Raw genomic sequence first — 16,488 nt, 5'->3', positions numbered from 1 at the left:
ATCCGTTTTTACTGCATTCATTCTGGAGCAACAGGAAATGTCCGAAGAGAACACCAACGGCGCCATCGCGCCGGCCGACGCCGCCACCGGCCCCGCGTTCACCGTCGAGAAGATCTACGTCAAGGACGTTTCCTTCGAATCGCCCAACGCCCCGGCCGTGTTCAACGAAGCCGTGCAGCCGGAGCTGCAGCTCAACCTGAACCAGCGCGTGCAGCGCCTGGGTGAGAGCGCCTTCGAAGTGGTGCTGGCCGTGACCCTGACCTGCAAGGCCGGCGACAAGACCGCCTACGTGGCCGAAGTGCAGCAGGCCGGCGTGTTCGGCCTGGTCGGCCTGGACCCGCAGTCGATCGACGTGCTGCTGGGCACCCAGTGCCCGAACATCCTGTTCCCGTATGTGCGTTCGCTGGTGAGCGACCTGATCCAGGCCGGCGGCTTCCCGCCGTTCTTCCTGCAGCCGATCAACTTCGAAGGCCTGTACGCCGAAACCCTGCGCCAGCGCCAGGAACAGGGCGAAACCTCGCTCGCCGATTCCGAGCCGGCCGGCAACGCCTGATCGGCGCTGCAGCATGAGCAACAACGCAGACAAGATCGCCGTTCTCGGCGCCGGCTCCTGGGGCACCGCCCTGGCCAGCCTGCTTGCACGGCACGGTTGCCAGACCGTGCTGTGGGGCCGCGATGCGGCGATGGTGGACGCCATCGACCAGCGCCACGAGAACACCCGCTACCTGCCGGGTATTCCGTTGCCGGAATCGCTGCGCGCCACCACGGACCTGGCTGCGGCCGTCAAGGACGCCACATGGATCCTGGTGGTGGTGCCGTCGCACGCGTTCGGTGAAACCGTGCGCGCGCTCGCGCCGCTGCGCCCGGCGGGTGCCGGCGTGGCCTGGGCAACCAAGGGTTTCGAACCCGGTTCCGGGCGTTTCCTGCACGAAGTGGCGCGCGAGGTCCTCGGACCGGATGTGCCGCTGGCGGTGGTGACCGGCCCGTCGTTCGCCAAGGAAGTCACGCTGGGCCTGCCCACCGCGATTACCGTGCACGGCGACGATGCCGGGTTCGCCCAGCAGGTGGCCGAAGCCATGCATGGCCCGGCGTTCCGCGCCTATACCGGCGATGACATGGTGGGTGCCGAACTCGGTGGCGCCATGAAGAACGTGCTGGCCGTCGCCACCGGCGTGGCCGATGGCATGCAGCTGGGCCTCAACGCCCGTGCCGGCCTGATCACCCGCGGCCTCAACGAGATGCTGCGCCTGGCCGCTGCGATCGGCGCCAAGCCGGAAACCCTGATGGGCCTGGCTGGCCTGGGTGACCTGGTGCTGACCTGCACCGGCGATCTCTCGCGTAACCGTCGCCTCGGGTTGGCGCTGGGACGTGGCCAGAGCCTGCAGGACGCCGTGCGCGAAATCGGCCAGGTGGTGGAATCGGTGCAGACCGCCGACGAAGTCATGCGCCAGGCACGCCGCCACGGCATCGACCTGCCGATCTCGGATCGGGTCCGTGCCGTGCTGCACGGCGAACAGACCCCGGAAGAGGGCCTGCGCGCGCTGCTGGCCCGCGAGCAGAAACCGGAATACCCGGACACGCTGTTCAAATGATCAGGAAAAACCCCGGCACTGCCGGGGTTTTTTTTGCCCTGAAACGCAAAAACCCAGCGTGCGCTGGGTTCCTGCGTGGCACCCCGACGAGGTGGGGCCAGATAAGTGAAGCCCGGCCTACTAAGCCGGGCTTCATGGCGTGAGGGAGAGAGAGATCACGCCATCCAACAACGTACCGTGCAGCTATCGCCTTACCAGGTGAAGCGCGGGCCGACGAACCATTCGCGGTCGCCACCCTTGGCCAGCTTCACTTCGCCGCTCACGCCCCAGTTCTGGGTGAACTTGGCCTGCGCGCCCACGCGGCCGTAGAACTCGCCGTCCGGGTTGATGCCGTGCTTCTTGCTGAAATCTTCGTAGCCGGCCAGCGCGTAACCTTCGATCATCGGGGTGAACGCGGTGCGCACGCCGACTTCGGTGGAGTAGCCGTTGAAGTCCAGGCCGTGCTTCGGATCGAACTTCTGGTACGCGACGCGCGCCACCAGGTCGGTGGTCGGCGCGATGGTGTAGTTGTAGCCGACGCCTGCGCGCCACTGGTCAACATCAGCGTTGCCGCGGTTGAGTTCCTGCGAGGTGTAATCGCCAAAGATGTGGAAGTTCGGCGCCACGGCAACCGAGCCCTTCACAGCCCAGCCGTCGGCATAGCCGCCCTGGGCATCGGTGTTCACATAGCCGCCTTCCGCGTAGTTGTACGACAGGCCATCAGCAGCCGAAGCGGCGAACGGCAGGGCAGCAATCAGGCCCAAGGCAAGCAGGGAGGTCTTCATCATCGGGAACACACCTTTTTATTATTTGGTTTCGCCGACCGTCCCCTCTTCGGGGAGGGGAGAGAGAAGGACGGTCGACAGGTGTGAATTATCCGTTAGCCGCTCTAATCAACCCTGAATATTGAACTGACCGGTACATGAATGAAGCGCGCGTTCAGGGAACTACCGCTTCGGCCACCTAGACGAGCAACCATAGGTTTGCATTTTTGCTGGACCTATGGTTGCCCGATGGCTGAAAACCTATGGTTGCATTGGCTCGGGGGAAGGGCTGGCGTCCGCCGCTCATTTGCCCTCGTGGCGAGACGGGGGACCATTCCTGATGCCGGTCCGAACTTCTAGATTCTTAACAAATGGGAGCCCCCCACAGGTGGCCTGTGAGATATCGGGGCTATGGAGTCGGACGAAGCATTAGGCTCAGGTAGTTGCCCAAGGGGCAGTAGCAGCCGACATCTCTAGAGTAACGTCCGCTAGGGATCGGACACTGTCGTCCCGCTGATGGCTGCTTCCGGCCATCAGCAGACCGTTGCTCCTTCGCGAATCCAAAAACAAGCACACGCTACGAGGGATCCGCCCAGGTCTCACTCCCGATACTATCCCTTGACCAAACGCAAGTTGGCCCTCCTCGCAGCGGGCTCAGCCATTCTCGGCGCTCCACCCTTCAGTGCGTTGAGCATCAGCCCAAACGTAAGCTCGTTAATCTCGTCAGAAAAGATCGCTAGCTGTTGGGCAACATCCGCTTTCGACAAGCCTTCTTCGCGAAGTGCTCCGAATACCTTTTCAAGCACTAATGATTTCTCGTGCGGCACACCTTCAGGCTCCGACTTGCGGTAGCCCGCTTGCGCCAGCTGGATGCAAAGCGTGCGGTAGGTCCAGTCAGTTGTCAGGCCAAGGGCATGCATCCGGTAGTTCAGCGCTGCCAAGGAGACTGCCCAATGCTTCTTGTGCCGGATGAGACTCGATAGCGTAGGGGCACGCGGCGCCATGGCAAGCACGCTCGCCCGCGGCATGAGAAAAGCGGACGCAAACGCATTTGCCTCGCGCTCTAGGTCGGGACCATGGGGTTGGGCATGTTGGTGCAGCACCAGGTGGCCCAGCTCATGCGCGGCATCAAACCGGCAGTGTTCGGCCGACTTGAACGTATTGAGGAAGACGTAGGGCCGACCGCCACTCCACATCGAAAAGGCATCCACTTCCTTGGCATCGATTGCCAGGGAATAGACCCGGATGCCCTTGGATTCCAGCAGGGCAATCATGTTCTTGACCGGCAACTCGCCGATGCCCCAGTGAGCGCGCAACATTTCTGCCGCCGTCTCCGGGGTCTGGGAAGAAGACGATGTCGGATAGGCTTCTGGCTCTTGAGCGTGTTTGTGCACGCTAACGGGACGACTGTCCCCTCCCTCGCGCCCCAAATCCGGAACGTCAGGGTCTGGCAGGGCGAACCGCGCCTCAATCCATTCGTTCAACAGCAAGGCAACAGCGCCCGCACCAAGCGCGGTGTCGCGCTGGCTGGCTGTCATCTTCGAAAGCGAACGGAAACTCGCCACATCGGGGTGAGGAACTTCCGGGTCCACACCAAAGAAAAAGGCTTCGGGGAACCGAAGCGCTTCCGAAAGCTTTCTAAGCGTATTGGCCTCTGGCTCTTGGGAGCCCGTCTCGTAGTTGGAGACGGATTTCTCTGTTACCCCAATTTTTTCGGCCAACTCACGCTTTTTCATTCCTCGCCGTTTGCGGGCGAGGGTAAGCCGTAAAGCATTGAACATAGCAACCTCGTCACGCTTTCCGGCGGATCTCAATGTCGATGTCAGGACCACCCGGCTCGAGGATTTCCGTCAGGTCATCGTCAAACGGAATGCTACCGAGCACGATGCGTTCCGACCACGAAGTGATCTTGCCGTCATTACCGATTTCAGCCGGCAGTGAAAGTTCAAAGCGGATCTCACCCTTGGACGTATCCGTGTGGTGCATCAAGATCCACGTCTGGTTGCCCTCGGCGTCGTCCTTGATCTCTTGCATGAACTCTTCGAAGAGCACCATCTGACGATTCGCCTCGATGGCCTCAACGGTGTTGCGACCCTTCTTCGAACGGTTCGACGGATGGGCATACGGGTTGCCCGTCCCCTGGTCTCCCGAGGCCACGGCGATAGCCAGGTCCAACGACTCGTTCACGGTCACCGGGAAGCTGCCGACATCCTGCCGGATCCAGTCCAGCGGCCTCAGCTGGTCCCTCAGGGCGGCAACGACCTCGCCCCACATGACCAAGCCCGGGAAGTTACGGGGGTGGTTAGGGGTCAATCGGGTGCGCTGCAAGTGTCCCTGATAGATGGCTTCGCGGAGCGCCACCTCGGTGACCCCCAACTGTTCCAGGCGACTGGCGATTTCTTCGGGAGCGTCGTAAAGGATGTTTGGGAGCATCGGGGTCTGCCTCAGGGGGACTTCCGATAATCCTCCCTCATTTGAGGAGGAAAAACAAGAAGTTTGTACAGTGCGCGGACCAGCACCCTGCCATGCTCCCATCGAACCCATCCTCCACACCAAGTAGGCCCAATTCAGGCGCGAGTGGCATAGCGAGAAGCGCCATAAATCTATGATACTCACCGTTTTCCGGCTTGAGCCTATCTAATCCATGAACGTGGAGCCTGACACAGCGCTGCAACTTCTCAGGGCGTTCTCCCGAATCGAGTTTGCCCTCAAGCAAATCCCAGAGTTCGTCAATGGCGCCGTCGGGGAAAAGCCGGACACGCAGTGGTCAGCGTTCTACGTCCATGTGCGCCGGCACATCCAGAATCAACTATCACAGGAAAACAAGGATCTTCTTTTGGGCGGCGGCCCCAATGACCCGCCCCCGATGAAAATGCAGATCAGCGCACAGCGCCGTATCGAGTTCGTGGATGCCCCGTTGGGTGACGGGCCTGAGGGCGATCGTTTAATGGATGCTGCTCGCCGGGTGCGCAACAACCTCGTGCATGGCGGCAAGGAGCATGATCGGCAACAGCGATACGCAGGCCATGACGATAAGCTGGCACGCGCCGCCATTGATGTCATGTTTTTGGCCATGGCATCGCATCCCGAAGTGTCCCAGCTCGCCTTTTACGACTGATGGCGGCGCTCGACCTTTCCCAGCCTGCTACGTGGCCCGGCGAGCTGCGCGAGGTCCTCAATGAGTTGCGCCCGGTGTTCCGCTCGTGGGAGTTGGACCTAGCCGACCGCGCCGCGCCCGCGTTCGATGCAGCTATCCGCACGCTTGGCGAAGCTCTCATGCCACATGCCATGCGTGGTTACCACTTCACCCGCTTGACCGAAGAAGAAGCGGGGCACATTCGTGAAAACGGGCTGGAGGTGCTCAGCCCCGGGCTGCTGGAAAGACGCATTGCGGCCCAAGTCACGCGAGGCGAGCTTGCCGAAGATCATGCGCAACGTTTGCTTGCGAACAACCAAGTGCGCGATCGCAACAGGTCCGGCAAGGCGTGGTTCTGCTTTTACCCAGCGCACGAAGCGCGAGAGTATGGCGTTCGCTCCCTGCTCGGGCACTGGGGCGGTGAAGCACTCTACAACTTCAACGCCGAAGACCCGAAGCTTGGCCGTGTTCTTAAATCCTTGGGAAGCCCTGCACTGGTTGAAGCGGTAGTGCCTGTGGCGTTCCTTTCCACGACGAATGGCTTGGCAAAAGCCGTAGCACGACTTGACCTCATTCACCAAGGCGTCAGGTCAAGTGAGTATCCGGACAAGTTTGAGGACTACTCCACACAAGCCTTGGAAGCCTCCATGGTGCGTCGCGTTGTGCTCCATCCTGGCAGCGAGTTCCTTGAGCTCACCCAGTGCCAACAATGGTATGAGCCGTTGACCTAGGACCAGGCGGGTCATCAGACCCGCCCCCTGACCGCAATCGAAGTCGTGCCAGTGCCGGCAACGATAAGGTGATCGAGTACCTGGCAGTCGATACGGAGGCGGTTCTTGACTGCGGCCCGACCGCGTTCCCGGACCGTCTCGGGGTCATTGCCAATGACGCGCCGCTGGAGCGCGTCTTCTCTTTCGATCCGGTACGGTTTGTCAGATGGCCCCTGCCGGGTGCGCAAGATACTTACCCGGGCCCAAGACTTTTGACCCAGCCTACCCTCGATAGATCTTCCTAATCCCCTAACCCGCCGGCGTCCGCTTCCGGCCAAAACCGGACACCTTGGCCGACCACGCCTGAAGCAACGTTGATCGGAGCGGGCTTGAGCGAGGCGTCCCTCGACAGCCAAGCCTTAATTGGAGCGGGCTCCAGCCCCGCAACTCAGGGTCTCGACAACCCAACTTGGATACGACTATTCTTCCTTCCATGTCCGCCTTCTCGGCCCGCCACCGTCGACTCATCCGGTTCAGCATTTTCGTGCTGATGCTGTTGAGCGTTGTTGTTCGGCCGATTGTGATCCAGCAGGGCGAGCTCCACACTGCTGAGCACGACATCGCTGCAACAGCGGAGCACGGACACTCACACGCCCCGGGAAATGGCGACAACGTAGATCCGAAGCATGCATCAGGCGTCCACAGCGTCCTTCACCAGGCCGACGTGAGCTTTGCCGGCATGCTGGTTTCCTCGAATCTGAACCTGGCTACGGTTCCGCCGGCATCTTTGTTGCCCGGCCTGCACTCCGTTGATGAGCCCTCTGGTCATCGCGGCTCACCTTTTAGACCTCCGATCATCTGACGACTCCTGCCGCGCTGTAGCGGCCTGAGCGCGCTGTCCACCAAGTGGTGGCCGGCAGCGCGTCGTCATGACCATTTGTCGGAGATTTTCCGTGAAATTACGTAGTTTGTGGGCGCTGGCTATTGCCGGCGCCTGCGGTGTGGCCGTGCCTGGCCACGCCGCTGAAGTGCTGCGCCTGGAGGATGCGGTTGCCCGTGCCCTAGGCACCCATCCCAGCGTGCAGGCAGACGCTGCTCAACTAGAAGCTGTCAGAAGCCGCGCGGGCCGGGATGCATTGCCTACGCCGCTCGTGCTGGGCGGCGAGCTTGAAAACGTGGCTGGCTCAGGGGGCCTGAGCGGCCTGGACGCCGCCGAATCCACCTTCCGCATCTCTAAGGTCCTGGAACTGGGTGGGAAGCGGGCAGCACGCCAAGCGCTCGGTGGCGCGGAGGTGGACGCCGCCCGAAGCGAAGCGGACGTCACCCGTATCGCTATCGCCACCTTGGCTGCGGGGCGCTTCGTCGATGTGCTGGCCGCCCAGGAGCATGTCGAGCACGCCGAAGAGCGCATCAAGATGGCCCAAGCCATGCGCCGTGAAGTGGCCCGCTGGGTAGCGGCCGCCCGCAATCCGGACTCGGACCTGAGATCTGCCGAGATTGCTCTGCTCGATGCCGAGTTGAAGCGGGAGCAGGCGTTGCAGGCGTTGGAAGGCGCGCGGATGTCGCTGGCGGCCACGTGGGGGGCGCCGAGCCCGGACTTCAGTTCGGTTGCCGGGGATACCGGAGTCCTTCCCCCTCTGGATGATTTCGATCATCTGAGCCTACGCCTCGCCACGACACCACAGCAGCGGACCATGGAGGCCCAGGCCGGGGTTCTGGGTGCAAGAAGGGAGATCGCCCGGGCCAGCGCCAAGCCGGATGTCAGCGTTGGCCTCGGCATTCGCCGACTGGAAGCCACCAAAGACAGCGGCCTGGTGATGTCCATCTCTGTCCCGTTGGGGAGCCGGCGGCGATCGGACTTCTCCGTCGCCGAAGCGGATTACGAGCTGACCTCGCTCAAGTACAGGCGCGAGGCGCAGATGCTGGAGATGCGTCAAGAGCTGTTTGGCATCTACCAGCAGCTCAAGCAAACGCAGTCCGAAGTGGAGTCGGTGCGCCAGCGCCAGTTGCCAAAGGCCCAGCAGGCCTTTGATCAGAGCCGCAGGGGCTTTGAGGAAGGTCGCTTCTCCTTCCTGGTACTCAGCCAAGCGCAGCAGCGGCTCTTCGACCTTCGCGAACGGGAAGTCGAATCCGCCGCGCGCTATCTCCGTCTCCTGGTCGAGGCCGACCGCCTCACCGCTTCTGCCTTGGACATCCGCCCATGAACCGATACGTATTCCTGATCCTGCTTCCGTTCGCCCTGGCTGCATGTGGCGGCAACGAACCGTCGCAGGGAGACAAGCCTGAAGCCACTGCTGCGGCCGCAGGCGACTACGAACGAGGGCCGCATCGCGGGCGCATGCTTCGCGACGGCGACTTCGCCCTTGAAGTGACTGTTTACGAAACCAATACCCCGCCGCAGTTCCGACTGTATGCCTATCGCAACGACAAGCCGCTGGCACCTGGCGAAGTCAAAGCGACGATGCAACTCAAGCGACTGGACGGCGAAGTCAACAACTTCAGCTTTGTTCCAGAGAACGATTACCTGGTGGGCAACGGGGAGGTGGTTGAACCGCACTCCTTTGACGTCAAAGCCGATGCAGTGGTGGGTGGGAAGAACTACACCTGGGCCTACGCCTCGTACGAAGGTCGCACAACCATAGATCCGAAAGCCGCTGCCGACGCAGGTGTCGTGGTTGAGTCCGCCGAACCAGGGGTCATCCGGGACACTGTCTCGCTTATGGGCAACGTCGCGGTCGACACCGGTCGCTTTGCTGCGGTGAAGGGACGCTTCCCGGGCGTGGTCCGCAGTGTGGCGGTCGAGATGGGACAACGCGTCTCGGCCGGTCAGACGCTGGCCACGGTGGAGGGCAATGACAGCATGCGGACCTACTCCGTAACGTCGCCCTTCAGTGGCGTGGTGCTCGCACGCAACACGGCGGTAGGAGATGTCGCTGCCGACAACACGTTGTTCGAGATTGCTGACCTTTCTGAGGTCTGGGTGGATTTGCGTGCGCTGGGAAGCGACGCCGAGCGCCTGTCCCCGGGCCAAGCGGTGACCATCCGTTCGGCAACAGGTGGTTTGGAAACAACGGGAAAGCTGCAGGGCATCCTGCCGCTGGCCAGCGCGGGCCAGACCGTGGTGGCACGCGTGGCCCTTGCCAACAGTGAAGGCAAGTGGCGACCAGGAATGGCCGTATCCGCCGATGTCGTCATCGCGGAAACGGAGGTTCCTTTAACCGTAAAAGAATCGGGCCTTCAGCGTTTCCGGGACTTCACCGTTGTGTTCGCCCAAGTGGGCGACAGCTATGAGGTGCGGATGCTTGAACTGGGTAGGCGCGATGGCGAGCGCGTGGAGGTTCTGAAAGGGCTTAAGCCGGGAACCCGGTACGCCTCCGAACAGAGCTACCTGATTCGTGCCGACATCGAAAAGTCCGGCGCAAGCCACGACCACTAAGGACGCCCCATGCTAGAGCGAATCATTCGCGCGTCCATCGCGCACAGATGGCTTGTGCTCGTTCTGGTCCTGGCCTTCTCAGGCCTTGGGATCTGGAACTACAGCAAGCTTCCCATCGACGCCGTTCCTGACATCACCAATGTCCAGGTGCAGATCAACACCGAAGCTCCCGGCTACTCACCGCTGGAGGCCGAGCAACGGGTCACGTTCCCCGTCGAAACAGCGTTAGCCGGGTTGGCAAAGCTGGAATACACCCGTTCCATCTCACGCTACGGCCTGTCTCAGGTCACGGTGGTGTTTGAAGATGGCACGGACATCTACTTCGCCCGTCAACAGGTCGCAGAGCGGCTTCAGCAAGCGGCATCCCAATTGCCCGAGGGACTCAAGCCCAGCCTTGGACCGGTAGCGACCGGCCTGGGCGAGATCTTCATGTACACCGTGGAAGCTGAGCCGGGTGCTGAGGAGACGTGGACGCCGATGGCGCTTCGTACGCTGCAGGACTGGGTGGTCCGACCGCAGATGCGCCACTTGAAGGGCGTAACGGAGGTCAACACCGTCGGGGGCTATGTCCGCCAGTTCCACATCACGCCGGACCCGAAGAAGCTCCAAGCCTACGGACTGACGTTGCAGGACGTGCTGGAAGCCGTGGCACGCAGCAACGCCAACGTAGGCGCCGGCTACATCGAGAAGAGCGGTGAGCAGTACCTGGTCCGCGTGCCGGGCCAGGTGGCCGACATGGCGGGCTTGCGCAAGATCGTTGTGGCCAACCGTGATGGCATGCCATTGCGCGTTGGCGATCTGGCGGACGTCGTGGAAGGCACCGAGCTTCGCACGGGTGCGGCAACCAAGGATGGCAAGGAAGTGGTCCTTGGCACGGCATTCATGCTCATCGGTGAAAACAGCAGGGACGTGGCTCAGCGAACCGCCGCCAAGCTCAAGGACATCGATGCCACCCTGCCTGACGGCGTGCGGGCGCATCCCGTCTACGACAGAACCGAACTGGTGGACCGGACCATCGAGACGGTGAAGAAGAACCTTCTCGAAGGCGCCCTGCTCGTCATCGCGGTCCTCTTCCTGCTTCTGGGCAATCTTCGTGCGGCGCTGATCACTGCGGCGGTCATTCCATTGACGATGCTGCTGACGATCACAGGCATGGTCCAGAATCGTGTCTCCGCAAATCTGATGAGCCTGGGTGCACTTGATTTTGGCTTGATCGTCGATGGGGCGGTCATCATCGTGGAGAACTGCCTGCGCCGCTTTGGCGAGCGGCAACATCTTCTGGGCCGTCTGTTGACCCGCGAAGAACGATTCTCCTTGGCGGCAAGTGCCAGTGCAGAAGTGATCAAGCCAAGCCTGTTCGGCCTTTTCATCATCGCGGCGGTCTACATCCCGATCTTTGCCCTCTCCGGCGTGGAAGGGAAGATGTTCCACCCGATGGCGCTTACCGTGGTCATCGCGCTTACCGGTGCCATGGCATTGTCCCTGACATTCGTGCCGGCCGCTGTGGCTCAGTTTGTAACGGGGAAGGTTTCGGAGAAGGAAACCAAGGCCATGCGCGGGGTCACCAAGTTGTATGGCCCGATGCTTGAGCGAGCTGTCAACGCACGCAAGGTCGTGGTGGCCTCGGCCGCAGTTCTCACAGTCCTGGCGGGCCTGCTTGCAAGCCGCCTCGGCACTGAGTTCATTCCGAACCTGGATGAGGGCGATATCGCACTGCACGCGCTCCGAATTCCCGGGACCAGCCTGACCCAGGCGATCGGAATGCAACGTCAGCTCGAAGCGGCAATCAAGCAGTTCCCGGAGGTGGACGAAGTCGTCGCCAAAATCGGTACGGCCGAGGTGGCTACCGATCCCATGCCCCCCTCCGTAGCCGACACCTTCATCATGCTCAAAGATCGGGATCAATGGCCCGATCCGCGCAAGCCGAAGGCGCAGCTTGTTGCCGAGCTCGAGAAAGTGGTTCGTGCCATTCCTGGCAACAACTACGAGTTTACGCAGCCGGTGCAGATGCGGATGAACGAGCTCATTGCAGGCGTTCGGGCTGAGGTTGCCGTCAAGCTCTACGGCGACGACCTGGGGCAGCTGGCAACCATCGGCGCTCAGGTGGAGGACGTTGCCAGTGGAATCAAGGGAGCGGCCGACGTGAAACTTGAGCAGATCACCGGTCTGCCGTTGATGACGATCACGCCCGACCTGGACGCACTTGCACGATACGGTGTAGCCATCGACGACGTGCAGAAGACCATCTCGGTGGCGCTGGGAGGTGAATCGGCCGGCCAGGTGTTCGAAGGCGATCGCCGCTTCGATATCGTGGTTCGTCTGCCGGAGAACCTGCGGCAGGACATCGGAACACTGGCGTCACTACCTGTTGCCGTCGCGCCGGGGGCCAGCACGGCCCAAGAACGTAGCTTCGTGCCCTTGGGCCAGTTGGCCAAGGTGGAGATCGCGCCCGGTCCCAACCAGATCAGCCGCGAGAATGGCAAACGCAGGGTGGTAATCACCAGCAATGTGCGCGGACGCGATCTGGGGTCCTTTGTCGAAGAATTGCGCAGCAAGGTCGGACAAGAAGTCCAGCTGCCCGAGGGCTACTGGATCGAGTACGGCGGCACATTTGAGCAGTTGATCTCGGCAAGCAAGCGCCTGTCCATCGTCGTGCCGGTGGTGCTGGTGATGATCTTCGGTTTGCTGTTCATGGCCTTCGGCTCGGGCAAGGATGCCGCCATCGTCTTCAGTGGCGTGCCGCTCGCACTGACCGGGGGCGTGGTGGCGCTGTGGCTGCGCGACATTCCCTTGTCGATTTCCGCAGGCGTGGGCTTCATCGCGCTTTCGGGCGTTGCCGTGCTCAACGGCCTGGTGATGATCAGCTTCATCAAGAACCTGCGGGAAGAAGGCATGCCCCTGCATCGCGCCGTCACCGAAGGTGCTCTTACCCGCCTTCGGCCGGTCTTGATGACGGCCTTGGTGGCGAGCCTGGGCTTCCTTCCCATGGCCCTGAACGTCGGTGCTGGCGCGGAAGTTCAGCGCCCGCTCGCAACCGTGGTGATCGGCGGAATCATCTCTTCAACGCTGCTGACACTGCTCGTGCTGCCGGCGCTCTATCGACTGATCCACCGCGAAAAACCTGATCTGGAAAGTCGCTCCCCATGAATCATCCATCTCCTTTCCGCACAAGGAACTCGTCTTTGACTTCCCCCACCAAGCCCTTTGCATGGCTTTCGATGCTTGCCGCAGTCCTCCTGCCGTTTGCGGCGTTCGCGCACGGCGTCAGCGAGGGCGACCAGGCCTTCCTTGAAGAAAGCACAGGTAGGCAACTGATCGCGTTCACCTACCTCGGCGCCAAGCACATGGTGACTGGATACGACCACCTTCTGTTCCTGTTCGGGGTGATCTTCTTCCTTTACCGCATGCGGGACGTGAGCATCTACGTCACCTTGTTCGCCATTGGTCACAGCACGACGCTGCTGCTCGGCGTGCTCGGCGGCTTTCACGTCAACGCCTATCTGGTCGACGCGATCATCGGCCTGTCGGTGGTCTACAAGGCCTTGGACAACATGGGCGCGTTCAAGCGGTGGTTCGGTGTGCAACCCAACACCAAGATTGCGGTCCTTGTCTTCGGCTTCTTCCACGGCTTCGGCCTGGCCACGAAGCTCCAGGACTTCTCGCTATCGCCGGACGGGCTGGTCGCCAACATGCTTGCGTTCAACGTGGGCGTTGAGCTCGGCCAACTGCTAGCGCTTGCCGGCATCCTGATTGTGATGGGCTTCTGGCGTCGACTGCCGTCCTTCAACCGTCAGGCCTACGGCGTGAACACCATCTTGATGATGGCCGGCTTCGTGCTCATCGGCATGCAGCTCACCGGCTACTTCGTTTCCTGATTTCTGACCGAGAACCATTATGTCGATCACCACCAATCAACCGCTCCCCACCACTGGCCGCCTGCTGAAGTCGACCCTTCTTGCCGCCGCCATTGCCGGCGCGCTTCTCATCACCGCCGTCCTGCCGGCGGAGTATGGCATTGATCCCACAGGGATCGGCCGGGCGCTGGGCTTGACTGCTTTGGCGGACGGCGGAAGCACCGCCATCGACCCGGCCACGCCGACGTCCTCGACAGCATCGGGCGCAGAGGCCACCTTGGCGGAGAAGGCCGCGGCCGCGTTCGGGGCGAACAAAGGGCAAGCGCTTGATCCAGACGCGGTATCGCTCACCAACGGTGAGCTTCGCCAGGACGCGATGACGATCACGCTGGAGCCGGGCAAGGGAAAAGAGGTCAAGTCCCACATGGTTGCTGGCGCCGGAATGCTGTTCCGCTGGAAGGCAACCGGGGACGTGGCAGTCGATATGCACGGCGAGCGCCCCGACGTGAAGGGCGCATGGACCAGCTACGCCGTCGAAGGTGCGCAGCGGGAGGCACGCGGCACCTTCGTCGCGCCATTTGAGGGAACTCATGGGTGGTACTGGCAGAACCGAAGCGACAAGCCGGTGACCGTGAGCATCGAACTTACTGGCTACCAAGCCGACATCTATCAGCCGTAACACCCCGGCACTTTGCCGACCCAAACCGAGGAGAAACAACATGAAAGCTCATACCGCAGTAGTCGCCGGCCTGCTTCTCAGCATGTCCTTTTTCACCACGGCGTCCGCCCATGATCCGGCCCTTCATGCGAATCCAGCCCCCACGGCTGCCCCCAAGGCCAAGCCGACGACCTGCGAACAGCTTGCGGACCGTTCGAAGCTCAAGGTGGACCTAAATGATGCCCAGACCAAAGCGCTGAAGGAACGTTGCGAAGCGCAGGCAGCGTCGAAGAAGAAGTAAATCCAATCGCGTTTAGCGAACGACCCCGCCATGCCGGCGGGGTCGTCACCCCGACCCGAACAATGGTGGGCGTACACTCCGCCGGTCTGCCGCCTCTGTCCTGAAACCGGACAGAGGGGGCACACGGGTTGATTCCGTCAGAACGTTGATACCAGGACAATCCCATGCTCGAAGTACTGAGTCACCCGACGTTTCGCCGCCTGTTTGGTGCGCAGATAGTCGCCCTGGTCGGAACCGGCTTGGCAACTGTCGCCCTTGCCCTCCTGGCCTACGACCTGGCGGGCGCCCAGGCGGGGGCGGTGCTGGGCACCGCACTGGCCATCAAGATGGTCGTGTACGTGACCTTGGCACCCGTTTCAGGAGCGTTGGTCCCAGCACGACTGCGCAAGCGGGTGCTGATCGCACTCGACCTGGTTCGCGCAGCTGTGGCGGTCTGTCTGCCCTTCGTCACCGAGATCTGGCAGGTGTATGTCCTTATCGCTGTGCTGCAGTCTGCGTCGGCATGCTTCACGCCGCTGTTTCAATCCACCATTCCCGAAATTCTTAAAGAAGAGCGCGATTACACCCGCGCGCTCTCACTTTCCCGATTGGCATATGACCTTGAGAGCCTGCTGAGCCCGGCGCTTGCTGCCGCGCTGCTGACGATCATCAGCTTCCACGGGCTGTTCGCTGGTACGTCGGTAGGTTTCATCCTCTCGGCGGTGCTCGTCGCTTCCACCACGTTCCCCGCCCTCGCTGCAGTCACCTCCAAGGATGGTCCCTATGCGCGAGCCATCCGTGGAATGCGAATCTACCTTCGCACCCCGCGATTGCAGGGCCTGCTTGCATTGAACCTCTGTGCCGCAGCCGGCGGCGCGATGGTGTTCGTCAATACTGTGGTCATGGTCCGCACCGTTCTGGGCGGGGCTGAGGAACAGGTTGCGTGGGCGCTGGCGGCCTTCGGCGGCGGCTCCATGCTGGTAGCGCTTCTTCTTCCGAGAGTTCTGGACCGCATTTCGGACCGAACAGTGATGCTGACTGCAGGACTGTTCATGTCAGCTGTCCTGGTCACCTTCCTCGGCATTTGGTTTGCCCTGAAGGGAAATCTTGGATGGGCGGCGGTCATTCCGACGTGGACGCTGTTGGGCATGGCGTATGCCGGTCTGGTTACGCCCGGTGGACGGCTGCTGCGACGTTCGGCTGAGTCCGCCGATCTGCCATTCCTCTTCGCCGCCCAATTTTCCCTATCGCACGTTTGCTGGCTGATTGCATATCCGCTGGCCGGCTGGGTTGGTGCCCGCTACGGCCTGCATGTTGCCTTGGCCGCCTTGGGGATTCTGGCTGCACTCGGTCTGGTCGCCGCGTGGCGCAGATGGCCGGCGCACGATCCTGAGGAGATAGCGCATCAGCACGAACATCTTGCTGAGGACGACCCGCACCTCTTGGCACACCGCGACGCGGATGGCACGCACCGCCACCGGTTTGTCATCGATCAACTTCACACGCGCTGGCCAGGCTGACCAAGGCACCAGGCGGGCGGCGAGCACGGAGCCGCCTACTTGCGAGTTTGATCGCAGACGTACATGTCCATGTCGACGTCATATCGACACGCGCGCCCACATTCGTAAGAGCCTACATCCTCCGACCCAGGCACTGGAGGCTTGTCTCTGAGGGCAGCTACTGCAGCTGCCTGGCAACGTTCGAAGGTGTCGTAGTCGCCATAAACGGCGTGTCGGACTTCCTGAGTAGATGCGTCCGGCGGATAGACAAAAGCAGTCCAGCGCCCTTGGGATCCGCTGCAGGACACTGCGGCTAGGGCGACGCCGATGGCAACGGTTATGCGGCCCATCTCCATGGCCCAGATCCTAGCACCGCGGCCATCGTGGCCGTGACGTTTCGCCTATTCAGGTTTGCAAGCTGCTTTTCTGCGTACCGCAATGTCCGCTATCGGCCTTGGATTCAACCGATCGACGCAACGGTTCGTCGGTATCGCTCGACGGGTGTTTCGTAGCCTAACGTCTTGCGGGGCCGCTCGTTCAGTTGGCGGGCAACTGCATCAAGCTGAGCTTGAGAGATATT

The 16,488-nt window shown here is 61.8% G+C and carries 15 protein-coding genes and 1 pseudogene; 12 read left to right on the top strand and 4 right to left on the bottom strand.

Annotated features, from left to right (window positions below; translation table 11 throughout):
- Nucleotides 1-37 precede the first annotated feature (37 nt).
- Nucleotides 38-553 carry a protein-export chaperone SecB gene (gene secB, locus QMX79_RS10890; protein WP_282246759.1) on the top strand — a complete coding sequence of 172 codons (516 nt, stop codon included), beginning with the start codon at nt 38-40 and terminating at the stop codon, nt 551-553.
- 13 nt (nt 554-566) lie between these two features.
- Nucleotides 567-1,592, top strand: a complete 1,026-nt coding sequence (locus tag QMX79_RS10885) for an NAD(P)H-dependent glycerol-3-phosphate dehydrogenase (RefSeq protein ID WP_282246758.1) — start codon at nt 567-569, stop codon at nt 1,590-1,592.
- A 191-nt stretch (nt 1,593-1,783) separates the two neighbouring features.
- Here QMX79_RS10885 and QMX79_RS10880 read toward each other — a convergent pair whose 3' ends face one another.
- The 3 genes from QMX79_RS10880 to QMX79_RS10870 all read right to left on the bottom strand — a co-directional run bounded on the left by QMX79_RS10880 (nt 1,784) and on the right by QMX79_RS10870 (nt 4,768).
- Nucleotides 1,784-2,356 carry an Ax21 family protein gene (locus QMX79_RS10880; RefSeq protein WP_282246773.1) on the bottom strand — a complete coding sequence of 191 codons (573 nt, stop codon included), beginning with the start codon at nt 2,354-2,356 and terminating at the stop codon, nt 1,784-1,786.
- Nucleotides 2,357-2,946: 590 nt separating this feature from the next.
- Nucleotides 2,947-4,116 carry an XRE family transcriptional regulator gene (locus QMX79_RS10875; protein WP_026070691.1) on the bottom strand — a complete coding sequence of 390 codons (1,170 nt, stop codon included), beginning with the start codon at nt 4,114-4,116 and terminating at the stop codon, nt 2,947-2,949.
- Nucleotides 4,117-4,126: 10 nt separating this feature from the next.
- Nucleotides 4,127-4,768, bottom strand: a complete 642-nt coding sequence (locus tag QMX79_RS10870) for a hypothetical protein (RefSeq protein WP_017355551.1) — start codon at nt 4,766-4,768, stop codon at nt 4,127-4,129.
- A gap of 211 nt (nt 4,769-4,979) precedes the next feature.
- On the opposite strand from QMX79_RS10870, the gene QMX79_RS10865 reads away from it, so the two are divergent.
- The 10 genes from QMX79_RS10865 to QMX79_RS10820 all read left to right on the top strand — a co-directional run bounded on the left by QMX79_RS10865 (nt 4,980) and on the right by QMX79_RS10820 (nt 15,929).
- Entirely contained in the window at nt 4,980-5,453 is a 474-nt protein-coding gene (locus QMX79_RS10865) for a hypothetical protein (protein ID WP_017355550.1), read from the top strand.
- Nucleotides 5,453-6,202 (top strand): hypothetical protein, encoded by a 750-nt coding sequence (locus tag QMX79_RS10860; RefSeq protein WP_017355549.1) that lies wholly within the window; start codon nt 5,453-5,455, stop codon nt 6,200-6,202. Before QMX79_RS10865 ends, QMX79_RS10860 begins: the two co-directional genes overlap by 1 nt.
- Before the next feature lie 448 nt (nt 6,203-6,650).
- Nucleotides 6,651-7,043, top strand: coding sequence for a hypothetical protein (locus QMX79_RS10855; RefSeq protein WP_238378116.1), 393 nt, complete (start codon nt 6,651-6,653; stop codon nt 7,041-7,043).
- 91 nt (nt 7,044-7,134) lie between these two features.
- Nucleotides 7,135-8,385: a TolC family protein gene (locus tag QMX79_RS10850; protein WP_026070690.1), complete on the top strand. Its 1,251-nt coding sequence runs from the start codon at nt 7,135-7,137 to the stop codon at nt 8,383-8,385.
- Nucleotides 8,382-9,617, top strand: a complete 1,236-nt coding sequence (locus QMX79_RS10845; protein WP_017355546.1) for an efflux RND transporter periplasmic adaptor subunit — start codon at nt 8,382-8,384, stop codon at nt 9,615-9,617. Before QMX79_RS10850 ends, QMX79_RS10845 begins: the two co-directional genes overlap by 4 nt.
- A 9-nt stretch (nt 9,618-9,626) precedes the next feature.
- Nucleotides 9,627-12,764, top strand: coding sequence for a CusA/CzcA family heavy metal efflux RND transporter (locus QMX79_RS10840; protein WP_017355545.1), 3,138 nt, complete (start codon nt 9,627-9,629; stop codon nt 12,762-12,764).
- Nucleotides 12,761-13,492, top strand: a complete 732-nt coding sequence (locus QMX79_RS10835) for a HupE/UreJ family protein (protein ID WP_026070689.1) — start codon at nt 12,761-12,763, stop codon at nt 13,490-13,492. The genes QMX79_RS10840 and QMX79_RS10835 overlap by 4 nt, the downstream gene beginning before the upstream one ends.
- Nucleotides 13,493-13,511: 19 nt before the next feature.
- Nucleotides 13,512-14,150 (top strand): hypothetical protein, encoded by a 639-nt coding sequence (locus QMX79_RS10830; RefSeq protein WP_282246757.1) that lies wholly within the window; start codon nt 13,512-13,514, stop codon nt 14,148-14,150.
- A gap of 40 nt (nt 14,151-14,190) precedes the next feature.
- Entirely contained in the window at nt 14,191-14,430 is a 240-nt protein-coding gene (locus QMX79_RS10825; RefSeq protein ID WP_282246756.1) for a hypothetical protein, read from the top strand.
- A 164-nt stretch (nt 14,431-14,594) separates the two neighbouring features.
- Nucleotides 14,595-15,929 carry an MFS transporter gene (locus QMX79_RS10820; protein ID WP_017355541.1) on the top strand — a complete coding sequence of 445 codons (1,335 nt, stop codon included), beginning with the start codon at nt 14,595-14,597 and terminating at the stop codon, nt 15,927-15,929.
- Nucleotides 15,930-16,368: 439 nt separating this feature from the next.
- Here QMX79_RS10820 and QMX79_RS10815 read toward each other — a convergent pair.
- Nucleotides 16,369-16,488, bottom strand: a pseudogene (locus tag QMX79_RS10815) (IS30 family transposase); the annotation flags it as partial.

Origin of the sequence: Stenotrophomonas sp. PS02300 (genome assembly GCF_029959395.1) — a bacterium.
Lineage (GTDB): Bacteria > Pseudomonadota > Gammaproteobacteria > Xanthomonadales > Xanthomonadaceae > Stenotrophomonas > Stenotrophomonas maltophilia_AD.
The sequence above is the reverse complement of the archived record's forward strand: the minus strand, read 5'-3'. Positions and strand labels throughout refer to the sequence as shown.